Source organism: Bradyrhizobium sp. CIR48 (genome assembly GCF_014198315.1).
In the GTDB taxonomy this organism is placed as follows: Bacteria; Pseudomonadota; Alphaproteobacteria; order Rhizobiales; family Xanthobacteraceae; genus Bradyrhizobium.
In genome coordinates, this window is sequence record NZ_JACIHG010000006.1 from 101,297 (window position 1) to 118,695 (window position 17,399).

The window sequence follows — 17,399 nt, forward strand, 5'->3', positions numbered from 1 at the left end:
GGGAGTGAATTTGCCATGCAGAACAGCCCCGATCCTGCTCTGCCTCTTCTTGAGGTGCGCGGGATCAGCAAAAGCTTTGGCGCTGTGCGCGCGCTGCAGGAGGTCGACTTCACGCTGCGCGCCGGCGAGATCCATGCGCTGCTCGGCGAGAACGGCGCCGGCAAATCCACGCTGATCAAGGTCGTCACCGGCGTATTCCCGCGTGATGCCGGCATCGTCAGGATCGGCGGTGAAGAGGTCGCGCCGCGCTCGGCCAAGGCAGCGCTGGCAGCGGGCATTGCCACCGTCTACCAGGAAGTCAACCTGCTGCCGAACCTGTCGGTGGCGCAGAACCTGTTCCTCGATCGCCAGCCGATGCGCTTCGGCATCGTGCGCGAGGGCGAGATGCGCCGCCGCGCCAAGGCGCTGCTTGCGGAGTTTGGCCTCGACATCGACGTGGCCGCGCCGCTTGGCAACTATTCGGTCGCTGTGCAGCACGTCACTGCGATCGCGCGCGCCGTCGATCTCTCCGCGCGCGTGCTGATCCTGGACGAGCCCACCGCGAGCCTCGACCGCCACGAGGTCGAGATCCTGTTCGGCATCATGCGGCAGCTCGCGAAGCGCGGTATCGGCATCGTCTTCGTCAGCCACTTCCTCGACCAGGTCTACGAGATCTCCGATCGCATCACGGTGCTGCGTAACGGCCGCCTCGTTGGGGAGCGCGAGACCGCCTCGCTGCCCCGGCTCGAGCTGATCCGGCTGATGCTCGGCCGCGAGTTGGCCGAGACCACCAGCGCGCGCGCATCAGTGGGCGAGCACAAGGTGCGCGAGGTCTGCGCGAGTTTCGAGAATTACGGCAAGGCCGGCTATGTCGCGCCGTTCAATCTCGAGCTGCGCCATGGCGAGGTCGTCGGTCTCGCCGGCCTGCTCGGCTCGGGCCGGACCGAGACGGCGCGGCTGGTGTTCGGCGCCGAGCGCGCCGATGTCGGGAAGGCGAGGGTGGAGGGTGCGCCGGTGCGGCTGCAGTCGCCCCGCGACGGCGTCCGCCACGGCTTTGGCTATTGCCCGGAGGAGCGCAAGACTGACGGCATCGTCGCCGAGCTCACCGTGCGCGAGAACATCGTGCTCGCGCTCCAGGCCAAGCGCGGCCTGCATCGGCCGCTGTCGCGCCGCGAGCAGGACGAGCTCGCGCGCCGCTACGTCAAGATGCTCGACATCCGCCCGCCCGATCCGGAGCGCCCCGTGGGCCTGCTCTCCGGCGGCAACCAGCAAAAGGTGTTGCTGGCGCGTTGGCTCGCGACCTCGCCGCGGCTTCTCGTGCTGGACGAGCCGACCCGCGGCATCGATGTCGGCGCGCATGCCGAAATCATCCGCCTGATCCGCGAGCTCTGCGACGACGGGCTTTCGCTGCTCGTGATCTCCTCCGAGCTCGACGAGATCGTGACCTATTCGGACCGCGTCGTCGTGCTGCGCGACCGCGCCCATATCGAGGAGCTCGCGGGCGAGGCGATCGACGTCGGCAACATTCTCGCCGCCATTGCCGCCGATAGCGTCGCTGTTGCGCTTGAGGCCCACACATGACAGCGCTGCTGCCGCGCCGCGGCCTTGCCCAGATCCTGGCGCTGATCGTCATCCTCGCGGTCGATCGCGTGGTGTCGCCGCAATTCTTCGACCTGCGCCTGCAGGACGGCCGGCTGTTCGGCAGCCTGATCGACGTGCTCAACCGCGGCACGCCGGTGGCGCTGCTCTCGCTCGGCATGGTGCTGGTGATCGCGACGCGTGGCATCGATCTCTCGGTCGGCGCCGTCATGGCGATCTGCGGCGCGATCGCAGCGAGCCTCGCCGATACTCACAGTCTGGCCGTCGTGCTGGCGGCAGCACTCGGCGCGGGCTTGATTTGCGGCCTGTGGAACGGCTTCCTCGTCGCGGTGCTCGGCATGCAGCCGATCGTGGCGACGTTGATTTTGATGGTGGCGGGACGCGGCATCGCCCAGCTCATCACCGAGGGACGCATCGTGACGTTCTCCTCGCCGGATCTGGTCTGGCTCGGAAATGGCTCGGTGCTCGGCCTGCCGGTACCGGTGGTGATTGCCCTGGGCATGCTCATCCTGACCGGCGCGGTGGTGCGTGGCTCCGCGCTCGGGCTCCTGATCGAGGCGACCGGCGGCAACGCGCGGGCGAGCGAGCTTGCCGGCGTCGGCACCCGTGCGATGATCCTGTCGGTCTATGTCTGGTGCGGCGTCTGCGCCGCGCTGGCCGGCGTGATCGCGGCGGCCGACATCATGGGGGCGGACGCGAACAATGCCGGCCTCTGGCTCGAGCTCGATGCCATTCTGGCCGTGGTGATCGGCGGCACTTCGTTGTTCGGCGGCCGCTTCAGCCTCTTGCTGGCCGTCCTCGGCGCGCTGATCATCCAGACCATGAACACCGGCATCCTTTTGTCCGGCTATCCGCCGGAGTTCAACCTGCTGGTCAAGGCGGTGGTGGTGCTCACGGTGCTGTTGCTGCAATCGCCCAAGCTGACCGGATTTGCCGGCATCGCCGCGCGGCTGCGGAGGACGAAAGCATGAGAGGTCTGCCGCCTGCCCTCATCACGGCGATCGTGCTGGTCGCGGGCTTCGCCGCCTGCGCGGTGCAGTTTCCCAACATCGCCTCGACCCGCGTCGTCGGCAATCTCCTCACCGACAACGCTTTCCTCGGCATCGTCGCGGCCGGCATGACCTTCGTCATCATCTCCGGCGGCATCGATCTCTCGGTCGGCTCGGTGATCGGCTTCACCACCGTCTTTGTTGCGCTCGCGATCGAGCGCTGGGGCATGCCGCCGCTGGTTGCTTTCGTCGCCGTCCTCGCACTCTCGGCGGCCTTCGGTGCGGCGATGGGCGCGGTGATCCATGTCTTTGATTTGCCACCCTTCATCGTGACGCTCGCCGGCATGTTCCTGGCGCGCGGAGCGAGCTTCCTGCTCTCCACCGAATCCATACCGATCACCGCGCCGATCTATTCCACCGTGTCGGACTTCGCCTTGCGATTGCCGGGTGGCGGGCGGTTGACGGCGATTGCGATCATCATGCTCGCGATCGTGATCGGCGGAGCCTTGCTGCTGCATCTCACCCGGTTCGGCGCCAATGTCTATGCGCTCGGCGGCGGCCGGACGACAGCGAGCCTGATGGGCGTTGCGGTCGGCAAGATGACGGTGAAGATCTACATGCTGTCGGGCCTGCTCGCAGGCATCGCCGGCATCGTCTTCTCGTTCTACACCAGCGCCGGCTATTCGCTTTCCGCCGTCGGCGTCGAGCTCGACACCATCGCGGCCGTCGTGATCGGCGGCACGCTGCTCACGGGCGGGCAGGGCTCGGTGATCGGTACTTTCCTCGGCGTGCTGATCCAGGGGCTGATCCAGACCTACATCAATTTCGACGGCACGCTGTCGAGCTGGTGGACCAAGATCGCGACCGGCATCTTGCTGTTCGCCTTCATTGCCTTGCAGCAGGGTCTCGTCGCGCTCGCGCGCCGGCCGCTGGCGAAGAGCGCAGGAGCCGCCACATGACATCGCGCATCGTCGTCATCCCGACGCGGCGGGCTCACTCCAACCATGCGGAGGTCGCCCGCTCGATCGGCGTCGACATCATCGCCGGCCGCTACGCGGAAGGGACGCGCTTGCCTGGTGATGCCGAGATGATCGCGATGTTCGGCGTGTCGCGGCCGGTGCTGCGGGAGAGCGTGAAGACCCTAGTCGCCAAGGGCCTGCTGACCACCAAGGCGCGCGTCGGAACCGTCGTGCGCGAACGCGCCGCCTGGAACATGTTCGATGCCGACGTGCTGGCCTGGCATCTGGACGCCGGTATCGACAAGCGTTTCCTCAATGACCTCGCCGAGATCCGTCTCGCGGTCGAGCCGCGCGCGGCCATGCTGGCGGCCAAGCAGCGGTCGGAGGAGGATCTGGCCGACCTTCGGCGCAGCATGGAGCGCATGCGGCTCGAAGCGTCCGATTCGGTCGGCTTTGCCGATGCCGACCTCGCACTTCACGTCGCCGTGGCGCGCGCCTCCGGCAACCTGTTCATGCGCTCGATCGGCCACGTCATCGAGGCCGCGCTTCGCGCCTCGTTCCTGCTGAGCGCGCCGGTCGAATTGGAGGACCGCGACACGGTGCTGCTCTGGCACCAGAAGATCGTCGATGCGATTGCGGTCGGCGATGCGGAGGCCGCCTCCGAGGCGATGATTTTCGTCATTCACAACGGCATGCATCGCCATGAGGGCACGGTCATCGAGAGCGCACCGGCCTCCGTGGAATCTGGAGAGAGATCGTGACGGAACTTCGCATCGCCATCGTTGGCTTCGGCAAGATCGCGCGTGACCAGCATGTCGGCGCGATCGCCGCCGTGCCGGGCGCGGCGCTGGCGGCGATTGCCAGCCGTAACGCCTCGCTGCCGGGACTGCCGCATTTCGCGACCATCGAGGAGCTGCTGGAAAAGGGACCGCCGATCGATGCGGTCTCGCTCTGCACGCCGCCGCAGGTGAGGCGCGCGCAGGCGGCCGCGGCGCTCGCCGCCGGCAAGCATGTCATGCTGGAGAAGCCGCCGGGCATCGGTGTCGCCGAGCTCGATCCGCTGATCGCGATGGCGGCGGAGGCAAAGCGCACGCTGTTTGCGACCTGGCATTCACGCCATGCGCCGGCGGTCGAGCCCGCGCGGCAATGGCTCACTGAGCGTCGCATCAAGTCGGTGCACATCAGCTGGAAGGAAGATGTCCGCGTCTGGCATCCCGGGCAAGGCTGGATCTGGGAGCCGGGCGGCCTCGGCGTGTTCGACCCCGGCATCAACGCGCTGTCGATCCTGACCAGGATCCTGCCGAAGCCTGTGTTCGTCACCGCGGCCGAGCTGGCGTTTCCCGCCAATTGCCAGGCGCCGATTGCGGCGAACCTGACGCTGACCGACATCGATGGCCTTGCTGTCACCGCCGAGTTCGATTTCCGCCAGACCGGACCGCAGAGCTGGGATATCGTCGTCGAAACCGACCAGGGCCGGATGACTTTGTCCAGCGGTGGCGCGCGGATGGAGGTCGACGGCAAGGTGCTTGCCGAGGCGCCCGATGAGGAATATCGCGGACTCTACCGGCGCTTCGTCGAGCTCGCGGCGACCGGCGCAAGCGACGTCGATCTGACGCCGCTTCGCCTCGTCGCCGACGCGTTCCTGCTCGGCAGGCGCACCGTGGTCGAACCGTTTGTGGATTAGACATGGCCGCATCAAAAATCACAAAAGACATCTTCGGAACACTGCCCGACGGCCGCGAAGTCGAGCGCATCGTGCTGCGCGGCGAGGGCGGCTTCGAGGCGCGGATCATCACCCACGGCGCGGTGATCCAGGCGCTGATTGCGCCGGATGCGAAGGGCGGTCACGATGACGTCGTGCTCGGCCATGACGCGTTCGCCGGCTATCTCGCGGAACGAAAGTTCTTGGGCGCCACCGTCGGCCGCTACGCCAACCGCATTGCCAACGGACAGTTCTCGCTCGACGGTGAAACGGTACAGCTCCCGGTCAACAACGGCCCGAATGCGCTGCACGGCGGCCTCGACGGTTTTGACCGCAAGCTCTGGCAGATTGCGGAGTTCGACGACGGCGCCGCGCCCGGGGTGACGCTCACTTACACAAGTCCGCATGGCGAGGAGAATTATCCCGGCCAGCTCGATGTCTGCCTGACCTATCGCGTCACCGGCCCGACCGAATTGTCGTTGAGCATGGAGGCGCGGACCGACCGTCCCACCATCGTCAACCTCACCAACCACAGCTTCTTCAATCTGGAAGGCGCGACGTCAGGCACGCCCATTCTCGATCACAGGCTGACGGTCGCCGCCGAGCATTTCCTCGCCATCGACCCCACCGCCATTCCGCTGCCTGGACCGCCGCGTGCGGTGGCGGGAACGCCGTTCGACTTCCGCGAGCCTCGACCCGTGGGAGAACGTATCCGGCAAGGCGATGAGCAATTGCGCAATGGCAGGGGCTACGACCACACCTACTGCCTTGCGCGCGACGGCGAGCTTGCGCTCGCGGCGCGGCTGGAGGCACCGCGCTCGGGGCGTGTCATGGAGCTGTTCACCGACCAACCCGGCCTGCAAGTCTATTCCGGCAACTATCTCGACGGCACGATTTCGGGGAAGGGCGGCAAGCTGATCCGGCAATCGGATGCCATGTGCCTGGAGCCGCACATCTGGCCTGACGCGCCGAACCGGCCGGATTTCCCGAGCCCGCGCCTCGATCCCGGCGGAGTTTATCGGCATCACACAGTCTATCGCTTCGGTGTGAGGGCGTCATGATGGAACAGGTGCCGACATCAGTTCTCTCGGACGATCCCTGTCATCTCGGCGAGGGCCCGACCTATGACGTGACCACAGACACCGCCTGGTGGTTCGACATTCGCGAGGGACGGCTGTTCGAGGCGCAACTCGACAGCGGCAGCATCCGCGTCCACGCGCTTGGCCGGATGGCGAGCGCGCTCGGGCGCATCGATGCCGAGCGCCAGCTGATCGTCGCCGAGGACGGTCTCTATATCCGCACGCTCGCCGATGGCGCGATGACGCTGTTCTGTCCGCTCGAGGCGGACAATCCTGCCACGCGCTCCAATGATTGCCGTGTGCACCAGTCCGGCACGTTCTGGATCGGCACCATGGGCAAGAAGGCCGAGCCGAAGGCGGGGGCGATCTACGCGTTCCATCGCGGGAAGATCTCGACGCTGTTTCCCGGCATCAGCATTCCCAATTCGATCTGCTTCTCGCCGGACGGCGCCATTGGCTATTTCACCGACACCGCACGCGCCGTGCTCTACGCAGTCCCGCTCAATCCCGCGACCGGCCTGCCGCGCGGCGAGCCGGAGGTGCTGCTGCGACACACCGGCATCGGCGGCCTCGATGGCTCAGTGTGCGATGCCGACGGAAACATCTGGAATGCCTGCTGGGGCGCGAGCCGGCTCGATGTCTATTCTCCGCAAGGCGAGCGTCTGCGCTCGCTGAGCGTGCCGGCAAAACAGGCAAGCTGTCCCGCTTTCGTCGGCCCCGATCTGTCGCGCCTCCTCGTCACGTCAGCGTGGCAGGATATGGACGCGGCGGCGCGTGCCGCCGATCCGCAAGCCGGTTGCACTTTTCTATTGGAGCCATCCGCGCGCGGTCGCGCGGAGCCCGACGTCAAGCTCGCATAGGAGACCAGAGGCAGTCCACGACGACGACGTTCTCGACGACATCAAGAAACAGTCTGACACCCAAGGGAGTGAAAACATGCTGAAACTGAAGACGACATTCCTCGCACTGGCGTTGGCCGGCGCTGCGACGATGGCCACAGGCCTCACCGCCTCCGCCCAGGACAAGGCGACCGTCGGCATCGCGATGCCGACCAAATCGTCGGCGCGCTGGATTGACGACGGCAACAACATGGTCAGGGTGCTGAAGGAGCGCGGTTACAACACCGACCTGCAATATGCCGAGGATGACATCCCGAACCAGCTCTCGCAGGTCGAGAACATGGTGACCAAGGGCGCGAAAGCCCTGGTGATCGCCGCGATCGACGGCACCACGCTGTCCGACGTGCTCAAGCAGGCCAAGGCGAAAGGCATCACCGTGATCGCCTATGACCGCCTGATCCGCGGCACGCCGAACGTCGACTATTACGCGACCTTCGACAATTTCCAGGTCGGCGTGCTCCAGGCGCAGTCGATCGAGCAGGGGCTCGGGCTGAAGGACGGCAAAGGCCCGTTCAACATCGAGCTGTTCGGCGGCTCCCCCGACGACAACAACGCCTACTTCTTCTACAACGGCGCGATGAGCGTGCTGAAGCCCTATATCGACAGCGGCAAGCTCGTCGTTGCCTCGGGCCAAATGGGCATGGACAAGGTCGCGACGCTCCGCTGGGACGGCGCCACCGCCCAGGCCCGCATGGACAATCTGCTCAGCGCCTACTACGGCAACAAGAAGATCAACGCCGTGCTCTCGCCCTATGACGGCATCTCGATCGGCATCATCTCCTCACTGAAAGGCGTCGGCTACGGCAGCGCCGATCAGCCGATGCCGATCATTTCGGGTCAGGACGCCGAGGTGCCCTCGATCAAGGCGATGCTGCGCGGCGACCAATATTCGACCATCTTCAAGGATACCCGCGACCTCGCCAAGGTGACCGCCGACATGGTCGACGCCGCGCTTGCCGGCAAGCAGGTCACGGTCAACGACACCAAGACCTACGAGAACGGCGTCAAGACCGTGCCGTCCTACCTGCTCAAGCCGGTCGTGGTTTACAAGGACAATTGGGAGAAGGTGCTGGTCGACAGCGGCTACTACAAGAAGGCGCAGTTCCAGTAATACTCTTTCCTTCCCCTCTTCCCGCTTGCGGGGAGAGGGGAAGGGTGAGGGGGAGCCTCCGCGAGCGAGGTGGCAGTGGGACTCGCGGAGACTCCCCCTCACCCGGATCGCATCTTGCGATGCGATCCGACCTCTCCCCGCAAGCGGGGAGAGGTGAACGACAGCGATCGAGGGATATGACACGATGACCGCCATGCTGGAGATGCGCAACGTCAGCAAGAGCTTTGCCGGTGTGCAGGCGCTGCGCGACGTCAACTTCTCGGTTCACGCCGGGCAGATCCACGCGCTCGTCGGCGAGAACGGTGCCGGCAAGTCGACCCTGATGAAGGTATTGAGCGGGGTCTATCCCGCAGGCAGCTACGAGGGCACCATCGTCTTCGATGGCGAGGAGCGGCGCTTCCGCGACATCAACGATTCCGAGGCGCTCGGCATCATCATCATCCACCAGGAGTTGGCGCTGATCCCGCTGATGTCGATCGCGGAGAACATTTTTCTGTCGCATCCGCCTTCAAAGCTGGGCGTGATCGACCGCGACGAGGTGTACCGGCGCACGCGTGAACTGCTGGCGCAGGTCGGCCTGAAGGAACCCCCTGACACGCTGATCACCGATCTCGGCGTCGGCAAGCAGCAACTGGTCGAGATCGCCAAGGCGCTGTCCAAGCGGGTGCGGATGCTGATCCTGGACGAGCCGACCGCGAGCCTCAACGAGGCTGACAGCGCCGCGCTGCTCGAACGCCTGATGGCGTTCCGCGAGCAGGGCATCGGCTCGATCCTGATCTCGCACAAGCTCAACGAGGTCGCCAAGGTCGCCGACCACATCACCGTGCTCCGCGACGGCCGCACCGTCGACAGCATCGATTGCCGCGCCGAGCCGATTCAGGAAGACCGCATCATCCGCAGCATGGTCAATCGCGACATGGCGCACCGCTTCCCCGAGCGCAGCGTGAAGATCGGCGAGCCCGTGCTCGACGTCGCGAACTGGTCGGTCTATCACCCCATCCATCCCGAGCGGCAGGTGATCAAGAACGTCAATTTCGGCGTCAGGCGCGGCGAGGTCGTCGGCATTGCTGGCCTGATGGGCGCCGGCCGCACTGAATTCGCCATGAGCCTGTTCGGCCGTTCCTGGGGCACCAATATCAGCGGCAGCATCCGGCTCGAAGGCAGAGACATGGTGCTGCCGAGCGTCGCGGCGGCGATCGACGCCGGTCTTGCCTATGTCACCGAGGATCGCAAGCAGCTCGGCCTGATCCTGGCCGACGACGTCCGCAAGAACATCACGCTCGCCAGCCTCGACCAGGTCGCGCCAAGCCGCGTGATCGACGACATCGCCGAGCTGAAGATCGCCAGCGACTATCGCACCCGCATGCGCATCCGCTGCTCCGACGTCTACCAGGAGACCGGCCAGCTCTCCGGCGGCAACCAGCAGAAGGTGGTGCTGTCGAAATGGCTGATGACCGATCCCAAGGTCTTGATCCTGGACGAGCCGACGCGGGGCATCGACGTCGGTGCCAAATACGAGATTTACTGTATCATCAACGAGCTGGCGGAGGCCGGCCGCGGCGTCGTGGTGATCTCCTCGGAGATGCCCGAGCTGCTCGGCATCTGCGACCGCATCTGCGTCATGAACGACGGCGCCTTCGTCGGCGAGTTCAGCGGAGCCGAGGCGACGCAGGAAAAGATCATGCGCGCCATCATGCGCAACGAACGAAACATTGGGAACGCAGCGCCCGCGGCCGCGGAAATGGGAGGAATGCAGCCATGACCGACAAGACGGTATCGCTGCCCGAGGAGCGCCGGCACGGCAGCTTCATCAAGAACAATTTGCGCAACTACGGCATGCTGATGTCGTTGATCGCGATCATGCTGTTCTTCCAGGTCATGACCGGCGGCACGCTGCTGCAGCCGCTCAACCTGACGAACCTGATGCTCCAGAACAGCTACATCGTCATCATGGCGCTCGGCATGCTGCTGGTGATCGTGACCGGCCATATCGACCTTTCGGTCGGCTCGGTCGCGGGCTTCATCGGCGCCGTGGCCGCGCTTCTCATGGTGACCTACAAGGTCGACTACACGCTCGCCTTCATTGCCTGCCTGCTGCTCGGCGCCGCCATCGGTGCGGCGCAGGGCTATTGGGTGGCCTATTTCAAGATCCCGTCGTTCATCGTGACGCTGGCGGGCATGCTGGTGTTCAAGGGCCTTGCGCTCGCGGTGTTGCAGGGCCAGTCGCTCGGGCCGTTCCCGGCGACCTTCCAAAAATTGTCGTCGGGCTTCATTCCGGAACTCCGGCTCGACGCAAATGGTAATGTTGTTGAAGTTCTGCTTGACCCCGGCGCACTACATCCGACGTCGATGCTGATCGGCGTCGTGCTGGCGCTAGCGCTGGTCTATGCCAGCGCTAAGAGCCGCGCGCGCGAGCAGTCGCACGGCATCGAAGTCGAACCTTACGCGTTTTTTCTTGGCAAGAGCATCGTGCTGGCCTGTGCGGTGCTCTACTTCACCTACCTGATCGCGACGTATCGCGGCCTGCCGAACGTGCTGGTGATCATGAGCGCCCTGATCGCGCTCTACGGTTTCATGACACGCCGGACCGTGGTCGGCCGCCAGATTTACGCCGTCGGCGGCAACGCCAAGGCGGCGAGCCTGTCAGGCATCAAGACGGAGCGGTTGACCTTCTTCACCTTCGTCAACATGGGCGTGCTCGCCGCACTCGCCGGCCTCGTCTTCGCCGCGCGCCTCAACACGGCGACGCCAAAGGCCGGCCTCGGCTTCGAGCTCGACGTCATCGCTGCCTGCTTCATCGGCGGGGCCTCGGCCTATGGCGGGGTAGGGCGCGTCGGCGGCGCCGTGGTCGGCGCCATGATCATGGGCGTGATGAACAACGGCATGTCGATCCTCGGCATCGGCATCGACTATCAGCAGGTCATCAAGGGCCTGGTGCTGCTCGGGGCGGTGTGTATCGACGTGTATAACCAGCGGCGGTAGCCGCATTGACGGTCTGCTAGGGTGGGCAAAGGCGCGTAAGCGCCGTGCCCACCATCTTCTCTTGTGGCACTATGGTGGGCACGCTTCGCTTTGCCCACCCTACGGCAGCGGTGATTGCGTCGTGAACAGCACCGTCGCGATCGCAACGGAGAGGATCACCGCCGATACGGTTGCCACGGTCGACAGTACCCCCATTCGCCGCAGGGCGATCGCGAAGACGATGATGATGGGGGTCGCGGTCAGCAGCCCGATTTGTGCATCGCTCATCTCATCGCTCACTGTTTTGCGGAACCGCTCTATATGTCCACCCTATGACGGCGGGGCGGCCGGAACGTTGCGATAGCGCAAACGTGTCCCTGGCCGGTTGCACTATTTGTCCGGCGACAAAGTCGGAATCGCGCCGGTGGACTATCTGTTCGGCGACTTGATTTGGAAATCAGATGTCGGCGACGGATTGCGAGCAACAAGGCACTGGTTGGGGAATCCTGGAAGATCTTCCCGGCGATCCCATGATCTGGGTGCTCATCTTCAGCGAGCTCGCCGCCTTCGGGCTGTTCCTCGGGGCTTTCGTCATCGCCCGCGCGCTTCACCCGGCGCTCTTCGCCGCCGGACAGGTCACGCTTGACGCGCATCTGGCGGGACTCAACACCATCGTGCTCGTGACCAGTGGCTGGGCCGCCGCGCGGGCGACGGCTGCTGCACGGGCGGGCGAAAGAGGGCGCGCGCGCGGTTGGCTGTTCGGCGCCATGGCCCTTGGCGGCATCTTTATCGCGGTCAAGCTGACCGAATATGCAGGCGAGATCGCGCAAGGAAACGGCCTGGAGACCAGCCCGTTCTTCACGCTCTACTTCCTCCTCACCGGCTTCCATCTCCTGCATGTCGGCCTCGGCATCGTCATCCTGGCCGTAGTTTCCCGGGGTGCCCGGGCGTCGGGCGTCGAGACCGGAACCGCTTTCTGGCACATGGTCGATCTGCTCTGGATCGTCATGTTTCCCATCATCTATCTGGTGCACCCGTGATTCCGGATCGTCTCGACATCACCTGGATCACGTTGATCGGCCTCGCGCTCGCGACCATTCTGGTCCCGCCGCTGGTGTTGCGTCCCTTGTTCGCCAATGCCTTGCTGCTGACGTTCGCTGCCCTCAAGGGCCGTCGCATCGTGCTCGATTTTCTCGATCTTCGCTCAGCGCCCGCGCTTTGGCGCGGTCTCATCAGCGCCTGGGTTGTGATCGTGGTGCTGTTCGCCTGGCTCGCATCCGCCATCGTCGCTCTGATCTGACTGGCGGTTGCGCATCGTCGCGCTGCTTGCGCTTCGTCAAAGAGTACCCCCGGGCAATCGGCAATAAATCGCAGCATCGCATCTTTCTCAGGAATCAAACGGAAAGGATTGGCAATGGCTGAACGCCTGACCAAGTCGGCCGCTCGAAATGTCTTCTACGGCGGTTCGGCCTTCTTCTTCGCCATTTTCATAGGGCTGACGGCGCACAGCCATTACTACATGGCGACGACCTCGACCGACGCGAAGACGCTGACGTCGTCGGTCGCCCGCGGCAAGCATGTCTGGGAGAAGAACTCCTGCATCAACTGCCACACGCTGCTGGGCGAGGGCGCCTATTTCGCCCCAGAGGTCGGCAACGTCTGGGATCGCTGGGGCGGCAACGAGGATCCGGCCGCCGCGCGCGAGACGCTGAAGGCCTGGATGCAATCGCAGCCCTCGGGCGCAGAGGGCCGGCGGCAGATGCCGCAGTTCAACCTCACCGACCAGGAACTCAACGATCTCGCCGACTTCCTGCAATGGACCAGCACGATCAAGCGTCAGAGCTGGCCGCCGAACAAGGCCGGCTGAGCATGATCCGGAAAAGTGTGAAGCGGTTTTCCGAAGAGATCATGCTCAAACAACAAGCAAGGCGCACAGCTTTCCTCTTTCAAGACAGAGAGAACCCGAGATGAAGTACCAAACCCAGAAAGTCGCGATGCTGTATTTCTACGGCGCGCTGACCCTGTTCCTGGCCCAGGTCGTGTTCGGCCTGCTCGCCGGGACCATCTACGTCCTACCCAATACGCTGTCGACGCTGCTGCCGTTCAACATCGTCAGGATGATCCATACCAACGCGCTGATCGTGTGGTCGCTGATCGGCTTCATGGGCGCGACCTACTATCTGCTCCCGGAAGAGACCGAGAACGAGCTCTACAGCCCGTTGCTGGCGAAGATCCAGTTCTGGATGTTCTTCGGCGCAGCCGGCGTCGCCGTGGTCGGCTATCTCTTCCACTACCACGAGGGCCGGGAGTTTCTCGAACAGCCCTTCATCATCAAGGTCGGCATCGTCGTCGTCTGCCTGATGTTCCTGTTCAACGTCACGATGACGGCGCTGAAGGGCCGCAAGACCACGGTCACCAACATCCTGTTGTTCGGCCTGTGGGGCGTTGCGATCTTCTTCCTGTTCGCCTTTTACAACCCGGCGAACCTTGCCGTCGACAAGATGTACTGGTGGTACGTCGTCCATCTCTGGGTCGAGGGCGTGTGGGAGCTGATCATGGCCTCCGTGCTCGCCTATCTCATGATCAAGCTCAACGGCATCGATCGTGAGGTCGTCGAGAAGTGGCTCTACGTCATCATCGGACTTGCGCTGTTCTCGGGCATCCTCGGCACCGGCCACCATTTCTATTGGATCGGCGCGCCCGGCTACTGGCAGTGGATCGGCTCGCTGTTCTCCACGCTCGAGGTTGCGCCGTTCTTCACCATGGTGATCTTCACCGTGCAGATGACCTGGAAGGCCGGCCGCAAGCATCCGAATCGCGCTGCGCTGTTGTGGTCGGTTGGCTGCTCGGTGATGGCATTCCTCGGTGCTGGCGTGTGGGGCTTCCTGCACACGCTGTCCTCGGTGAACTACTACACCCACGGCACGCAGGTCACCGCCGCGCACGGCCATCTCGCCTTCTTCGGCGCCTATGTGATGCTGAACCTGTCGGTGATGGCCTATGCGATCCCGCAGATCAAGGGACGTGCGCCCTATAACCAATGGCTCTCCATGACGAGCTTCTGGATCATGTGCACGGCCATGATGACCATGACTTTCGCGCTGACCTTTGCCGGCGTGGTCCAGGTTCATCTGCAGCGCGTGCTCGGCCAGGGTTACATGGACGTCCAGGACCAGCTCGCGATGTTCTACTGGGTCCGGCTCGGCTCCGGCGTGTTCGTCGCGATCTCCGCGCTGATGTTCGTCTGGGCCGTGCTGGTGCCGGGCCGCGAGAGGCAGGCGACCATTCCCGCTGCGCTGCAGCCGGCCGAGTAAACGAGAGAAAGGGCGGCCGCGGTTCGCCGCGGCCGCCTGCTTCCTGGAAAATCCGGAGAGACATCATGAAAGCTGCCCTTCACACGGTAACCTCGGCCCCCGAGCTGCCGGCCTATGTTCCATCCGGAAACGAATGCGAGCTTTTCGAACATGCCTGGCGGCGTCGTCTGCCGGTTTTGCTCAAGGGGCCGACCGGCTGCGGCAAGACCCGCTTCGTCGCGCATATGGCGGCGCGGCTGGGCCTGCCGCTTCACACCGTCGCCTGTCATGACGACCTCACTGCCGCCGATCTCACCGGCCGCTATTTGCTCAGGGGCGGCGACACCGTGTGGACCGATGGTCCCCTGACGCGCGCCGTGCGCGAGGGCGGCATCTGCTATCTCGACGAGGTCGTGGAGGCCCGCAAGGACGTCACCGTCGTGCTGCATCCTCTGACCGACGATCGCCGCATCCTGCCGCTGGAGCGGACCGGCGAGGAGCTGGTGGCGCCGAACAGCTTCATGCTCGTGGTCTCTTACAATCCCGGCTACCAGACGCTGCTGAAGGCGCTGAAGCCATCGACGCGCCAGCGCTTCATCGCCATCGAATTCGGCTTCCTGCCGCCCGAGCAGGAGATCGCCGTCGTGTCCGCCGAAAGCGGACTGTCGCCGGAGCGCGTGCGGCCGCTGGTGGGGCTGGCTGGTCGGCTGCGCGCGCTGAAGGGCCACGACCTGGAGGAGGGCGTCTCGACCCGGCTCGTGGTCTATTGCGCGACCCTGATTGCCGCGGGCACGCCGATTGCCGATGCCGTGCTGGCCGGCATGATCGAGCCGCTGACCGACGATTCCGACGTGAAGGCGGCGCTGCTGGACGTCTCACGCGCCGTCATCGGGTGAGGCCGCGCCCATGCTCGACTTCCTCGAACTGGAGGAGACGGTCGGCCGCGCCTGGCACAGGATGGTCGGCGGCACCGCGAGCTATCCGGTTCACGATGGTCACGCCGTGGCACTGACCGAGGTGAGAGGCCGGCTCGCGGTGATGTTCCGCGCGCTCGGCGGCGAGACCGGGGTTCAGATCGCAAGCGCGGGCGCGCGAAAATCGGGGCACCGTCTCGGCTGGCGGCAGCGCATCGGCCTCGGTGACGAGCGCCTCGAGCAGCCGGGCCGTGACGCGGCGACCATCTTCCTGCCCGATCGGATCTCGATCTTTCCCGACCGCGCCTTGAACGCGGCGCTCTATCGCTGGCTTGCGGCATGGTTCGCAGCTGCACCGATCGAGACGATCACGGAAGCCGATCCGCTGCGGCGGGATCTTCTGGTGTTGCGCCGGGCAAGTGAGACGGCGGTCTGGGTGCTCACGCAATTCCCCGGGCTCGTCGCCGATTACACCCAACTCGCGGCAGCAACCGCCGAGGCCCGGCCTCGTCGCCCCTTGCCGCGCATCGAGCAGGAAGTCGAGCAGATCGTCTTGGCCTTGCTCGGCGCCGGCAAGGCGCCTGCGGGTAGTCTGTGGCCGGCGATGATGGGAACGGGCCCGCTGCCGGACAAGGCGCCGCCAGGCTATCACTCGATCCTGCCGTGCCCGCTCTGGGGGGATTGCTGGACGCGCGAGCTCTCGCCCGCGCATGCAGGCGAGGACGAATGTGCCCCGGGCGCCGAGCCCGAGGCCCAGGACAATCGCAAGCGCTTTGCCGTCCGCGAGCGCGAGGACAATGCCAACCGCCGCGATCCCTTCGTGCTCAACCGCTTCGAGAAGATCCTCGCGATGGCCGAGATGGTCAATGTCGACCGTCCGGCCGACGACAGTGAAGACGACGATGCGCAGAAAGCGGCCGACGATCTCGAGGAGATCACGCTCAGCCGCCGCACCGGTAAGCCGGCGAGCCGGTTCAAGTTCGATCTCGATCTGCCGCCGGAGGCCCTCGATGCGTCGCGATTGAACGCGGACCTCACTTATCCCGAATGGGATTACCGCAGCGGCGCCTATCTGCCCGATCATTGCCGCGTGCTGGCGGGTGCGGCCTCCGAGCAGGGTGAGAGCTGGACCCCCGACGATGCCATGCGCCGGCACATCCGCCAGGTGCGCCGCCGCTTCGAGGTGTTGCGGCCGCGTCACGAATTGATGCGCGCCCAGCTCGACGGACACGATCTCGACCTCGACGCGCTGGTGCGCGCGCGCTGCGACCTCCGCGCCGGCAGCAGCAGCGGTCTCGATCGCATCCACGTCGCGATGCGCCCGCAAGGGCACGATCTCGCCGTCACGCTGCTCGTCGACGTCTCGCTGTCCACGGACGCCTGGGTCGATGGCTACCGCGTGCTCGACGTCGAGAAGGAGGCGCTGCTGGCGCTCGCCCATGGGATTTCGGCCTGCGGCGATCACCACAGCATCCTCACCTTCACTTCACGTCGGCGGTCCTGGGTGCGGCTCGAGACGGTCAAGGCCTTTGGTGAGCCGATGAGCGGGACGGTCGAGCGCCGCATCGGCGCGCTGAAGCCGGGCTATTACACGCGGATCGGCGCGGCGGTGCGCCACGCCGCAGCCGAGCTCGCCCGCCAGCCGCAGCGCAAGAAGCTGCTGCTCGTCCTCACCGACGGCAAGCCGAACGACGTCGACCATTACGAGGGCCGCTTCGCGCTCGAAGACACCCGCAAGTCGGTGCAAGAGGCGCGCCGGCTCGGCATCGCCGCCTTCGGCGTCACGGTGGACGCAACCGCGCAATCCTATTTCCCGACCCTGTTCGGGCGCGGCGGCTATGCCATCGTCGGCAACATCAAGCGGCTGCCCGCGGCGCTGCCGGCGATCTACCGGCAGGTCGCGCACTAACAGGG

Annotated in this window: 17 protein-coding genes; 16 read left to right on the top strand and 1 reads right to left on the bottom strand. The window is 65.2% G+C overall.

The features are described 5' to 3' along the window. The first annotated feature begins 15 nt into the window (after window positions 1-15). The 10 genes from GGD66_RS19660 to mmsB all read left to right on the top strand — a co-directional run bounded on the left by GGD66_RS19660 (window position 16) and on the right by mmsB (window position 11,299). A complete protein-coding gene (locus GGD66_RS19660; protein WP_183258713.1) occupies window positions 16-1,560 on the top strand; it encodes a sugar ABC transporter ATP-binding protein in 1,545 nt (514 codons plus the stop codon). Continuing rightward, window positions 1,557-2,549, top strand: coding sequence for an ABC transporter permease (locus GGD66_RS19665; RefSeq protein WP_183258714.1), 993 nt, complete (start codon window positions 1,557-1,559; stop codon window positions 2,547-2,549). The genes GGD66_RS19660 and GGD66_RS19665 overlap by 4 nt, the downstream gene beginning before the upstream one ends. Continuing rightward, a complete protein-coding gene (gene yjfF, locus GGD66_RS19670) occupies window positions 2,546-3,526 on the top strand; it encodes a galactofuranose ABC transporter, permease protein YjfF (RefSeq protein WP_183258715.1) in 981 nt (326 codons plus the stop codon). Before GGD66_RS19665 ends, yjfF begins: the two co-directional genes overlap by 4 nt. Next, on the top strand, window positions 3,523-4,287 hold the full coding sequence (locus tag GGD66_RS19675) for a FadR/GntR family transcriptional regulator (RefSeq protein ID WP_092256316.1): 765 nt from the start codon (window positions 3,523-3,525) through the stop codon (window positions 4,285-4,287). Before yjfF ends, GGD66_RS19675 begins: the two co-directional genes overlap by 4 nt. Further along, on the top strand, window positions 4,284-5,210 hold the full coding sequence (locus GGD66_RS19680; protein ID WP_092256313.1) for a Gfo/Idh/MocA family protein: 927 nt from the start codon (window positions 4,284-4,286) through the stop codon (window positions 5,208-5,210). Before GGD66_RS19675 ends, GGD66_RS19680 begins: the two co-directional genes overlap by 4 nt. Window positions 5,211-5,212: 2 nt before the next feature. Beyond that, window positions 5,213-6,289: an aldose epimerase family protein gene (locus GGD66_RS19685; RefSeq protein WP_092256309.1), complete on the top strand. Its 1,077-nt coding sequence runs from the start codon at window positions 5,213-5,215 to the stop codon at window positions 6,287-6,289. Next, window positions 6,289-7,167: an SMP-30/gluconolactonase/LRE family protein gene (locus tag GGD66_RS19690; protein WP_183258913.1), complete on the top strand. Its 879-nt coding sequence runs from the start codon at window positions 6,289-6,291 to the stop codon at window positions 7,165-7,167. The genes GGD66_RS19685 and GGD66_RS19690 overlap by 1 nt, the downstream gene beginning before the upstream one ends. Window positions 7,168-7,243: 76 nt before the next feature. Beyond that, window positions 7,244-8,317: a multiple monosaccharide ABC transporter substrate-binding protein gene (gene chvE, locus GGD66_RS19695; protein WP_092256304.1), complete on the top strand. Its 1,074-nt coding sequence runs from the start codon at window positions 7,244-7,246 to the stop codon at window positions 8,315-8,317. Window positions 8,318-8,501: 184 nt separating this feature from the next. Next, window positions 8,502-10,079 carry a multiple monosaccharide ABC transporter ATP-binding protein gene (gene mmsA, locus GGD66_RS19700; RefSeq protein WP_092256301.1) on the top strand — a complete coding sequence of 526 codons (1,578 nt, stop codon included), beginning with the start codon at window positions 8,502-8,504 and terminating at the stop codon, window positions 10,077-10,079. Continuing rightward, on the top strand, window positions 10,076-11,299 hold the full coding sequence (gene mmsB / locus GGD66_RS19705; RefSeq protein ID WP_092256298.1) for a multiple monosaccharide ABC transporter permease: 1,224 nt from the start codon (window positions 10,076-10,078) through the stop codon (window positions 11,297-11,299). The genes mmsA and mmsB overlap by 4 nt, the downstream gene beginning before the upstream one ends. Window positions 11,300-11,398: 99 nt before the next feature. On the opposite strand, the gene GGD66_RS19710 is transcribed toward mmsB, so the two are convergent. After that, on the bottom strand, window positions 11,399-11,566 hold the full coding sequence (locus GGD66_RS19710) for a hypothetical protein (protein ID WP_092256296.1): 168 nt from the start codon (window positions 11,564-11,566) through the stop codon (window positions 11,399-11,401). Between the two features lie 173 nt (window positions 11,567-11,739). Here GGD66_RS19710 and GGD66_RS19715 point away from each other — a divergent pair, with 173 nt between their 5' ends. The 6 genes from GGD66_RS19715 (at window position 11,740) to GGD66_RS19740 (ending at window position 17,394) form a co-directional block, all read left to right on the top strand. Next, a complete protein-coding gene (locus GGD66_RS19715; protein WP_183258716.1) occupies window positions 11,740-12,318 on the top strand; it encodes a cytochrome c oxidase subunit 3 family protein in 579 nt (192 codons plus the stop codon). Then, a complete protein-coding gene (locus tag GGD66_RS19720; RefSeq protein WP_177237115.1) occupies window positions 12,318-12,578 on the top strand; it encodes a cytochrome C oxidase subunit IV family protein in 261 nt (86 codons plus the stop codon). Before GGD66_RS19715 ends, GGD66_RS19720 begins: the two co-directional genes overlap by 1 nt. Before the next feature lie 114 nt (window positions 12,579-12,692). Next, window positions 12,693-13,145, top strand: coding sequence for a cytochrome c (locus GGD66_RS19725; protein WP_018315916.1), 453 nt, complete (start codon window positions 12,693-12,695; stop codon window positions 13,143-13,145). Window positions 13,146-13,245: 100 nt separating this feature from the next. Continuing rightward, complete coding sequence (locus GGD66_RS19730; protein ID WP_092256289.1) at window positions 13,246-14,592, top strand: cbb3-type cytochrome c oxidase subunit I; 1,347 nt, start codon at window positions 13,246-13,248, stop codon at window positions 14,590-14,592. A gap of 65 nt (window positions 14,593-14,657) precedes the next feature. Continuing rightward, window positions 14,658-15,467: a CbbQ/NirQ/NorQ/GpvN family protein gene (locus tag GGD66_RS19735; RefSeq protein ID WP_018315918.1), complete on the top strand. Its 810-nt coding sequence runs from the start codon at window positions 14,658-14,660 to the stop codon at window positions 15,465-15,467. A gap of 10 nt (window positions 15,468-15,477) precedes the next feature. Then, window positions 15,478-17,394, top strand: coding sequence for a nitric oxide reductase activation protein NorD (locus tag GGD66_RS19740; protein ID WP_183258717.1), 1,917 nt, complete (start codon window positions 15,478-15,480; stop codon window positions 17,392-17,394). The last annotated feature ends 5 nt before the right edge of the window (window positions 17,395-17,399 follow it).

Excerpts from the sequence above, each read along its gene's own strand:
- GGD66_RS19660 (WP_183258713.1), top strand. The coding sequence starts at position 16 with ATGCAGAACAGCCCCGATCCTGCTCTGCCTCTTCTTGAGGTGCGCGGG.
- GGD66_RS19665 (WP_183258714.1), top strand. The coding sequence starts at position 1,557 with ATGACAGCGCTGCTGCCGCGCCGCGGCCTTGCCCAGATCCTGGCGCTG.
- yjfF (WP_183258715.1), top strand. The coding sequence starts at position 2,546 with ATGAGAGGTCTGCCGCCTGCCCTCATCACGGCGATCGTGCTGGTCGCG.
- GGD66_RS19675 (WP_092256316.1), top strand. The coding sequence starts at position 3,523 with ATGACATCGCGCATCGTCGTCATCCCGACGCGGCGGGCTCACTCCAAC.
- GGD66_RS19685 (WP_092256309.1), top strand. The coding sequence starts at position 5,213 with ATGGCCGCATCAAAAATCACAAAAGACATCTTCGGAACACTGCCCGAC.
- GGD66_RS19690 (WP_183258913.1), top strand. The coding sequence starts at position 6,289 with ATGGAACAGGTGCCGACATCAGTTCTCTCGGACGATCCCTGTCATCTC.
- chvE (WP_092256304.1), top strand. The coding sequence starts at position 7,244 with ATGCTGAAACTGAAGACGACATTCCTCGCACTGGCGTTGGCCGGCGCT.
- mmsA (WP_092256301.1), top strand. The coding sequence starts at position 8,502 with ATGACCGCCATGCTGGAGATGCGCAACGTCAGCAAGAGCTTTGCCGGT.
- mmsB (WP_092256298.1), top strand. The coding sequence starts at position 10,076 with ATGACCGACAAGACGGTATCGCTGCCCGAGGAGCGCCGGCACGGCAGC.
- GGD66_RS19710 (WP_092256296.1), bottom strand. The coding sequence starts at position 11,566 with ATGAGCGATGCACAAATCGGGCTGCTGACCGCGACCCCCATCATCATC.
- GGD66_RS19715 (WP_183258716.1), top strand. The coding sequence starts at position 11,740 with ATGTCGGCGACGGATTGCGAGCAACAAGGCACTGGTTGGGGAATCCTG.
- GGD66_RS19725 (WP_018315916.1), top strand. The coding sequence starts at position 12,693 with ATGGCTGAACGCCTGACCAAGTCGGCCGCTCGAAATGTCTTCTACGGC.
- GGD66_RS19730 (WP_092256289.1), top strand. The coding sequence starts at position 13,246 with ATGAAGTACCAAACCCAGAAAGTCGCGATGCTGTATTTCTACGGCGCG.
- GGD66_RS19735 (WP_018315918.1), top strand. The coding sequence starts at position 14,658 with ATGAAAGCTGCCCTTCACACGGTAACCTCGGCCCCCGAGCTGCCGGCC.
- GGD66_RS19740 (WP_183258717.1), top strand. The coding sequence starts at position 15,478 with ATGCTCGACTTCCTCGAACTGGAGGAGACGGTCGGCCGCGCCTGGCAC.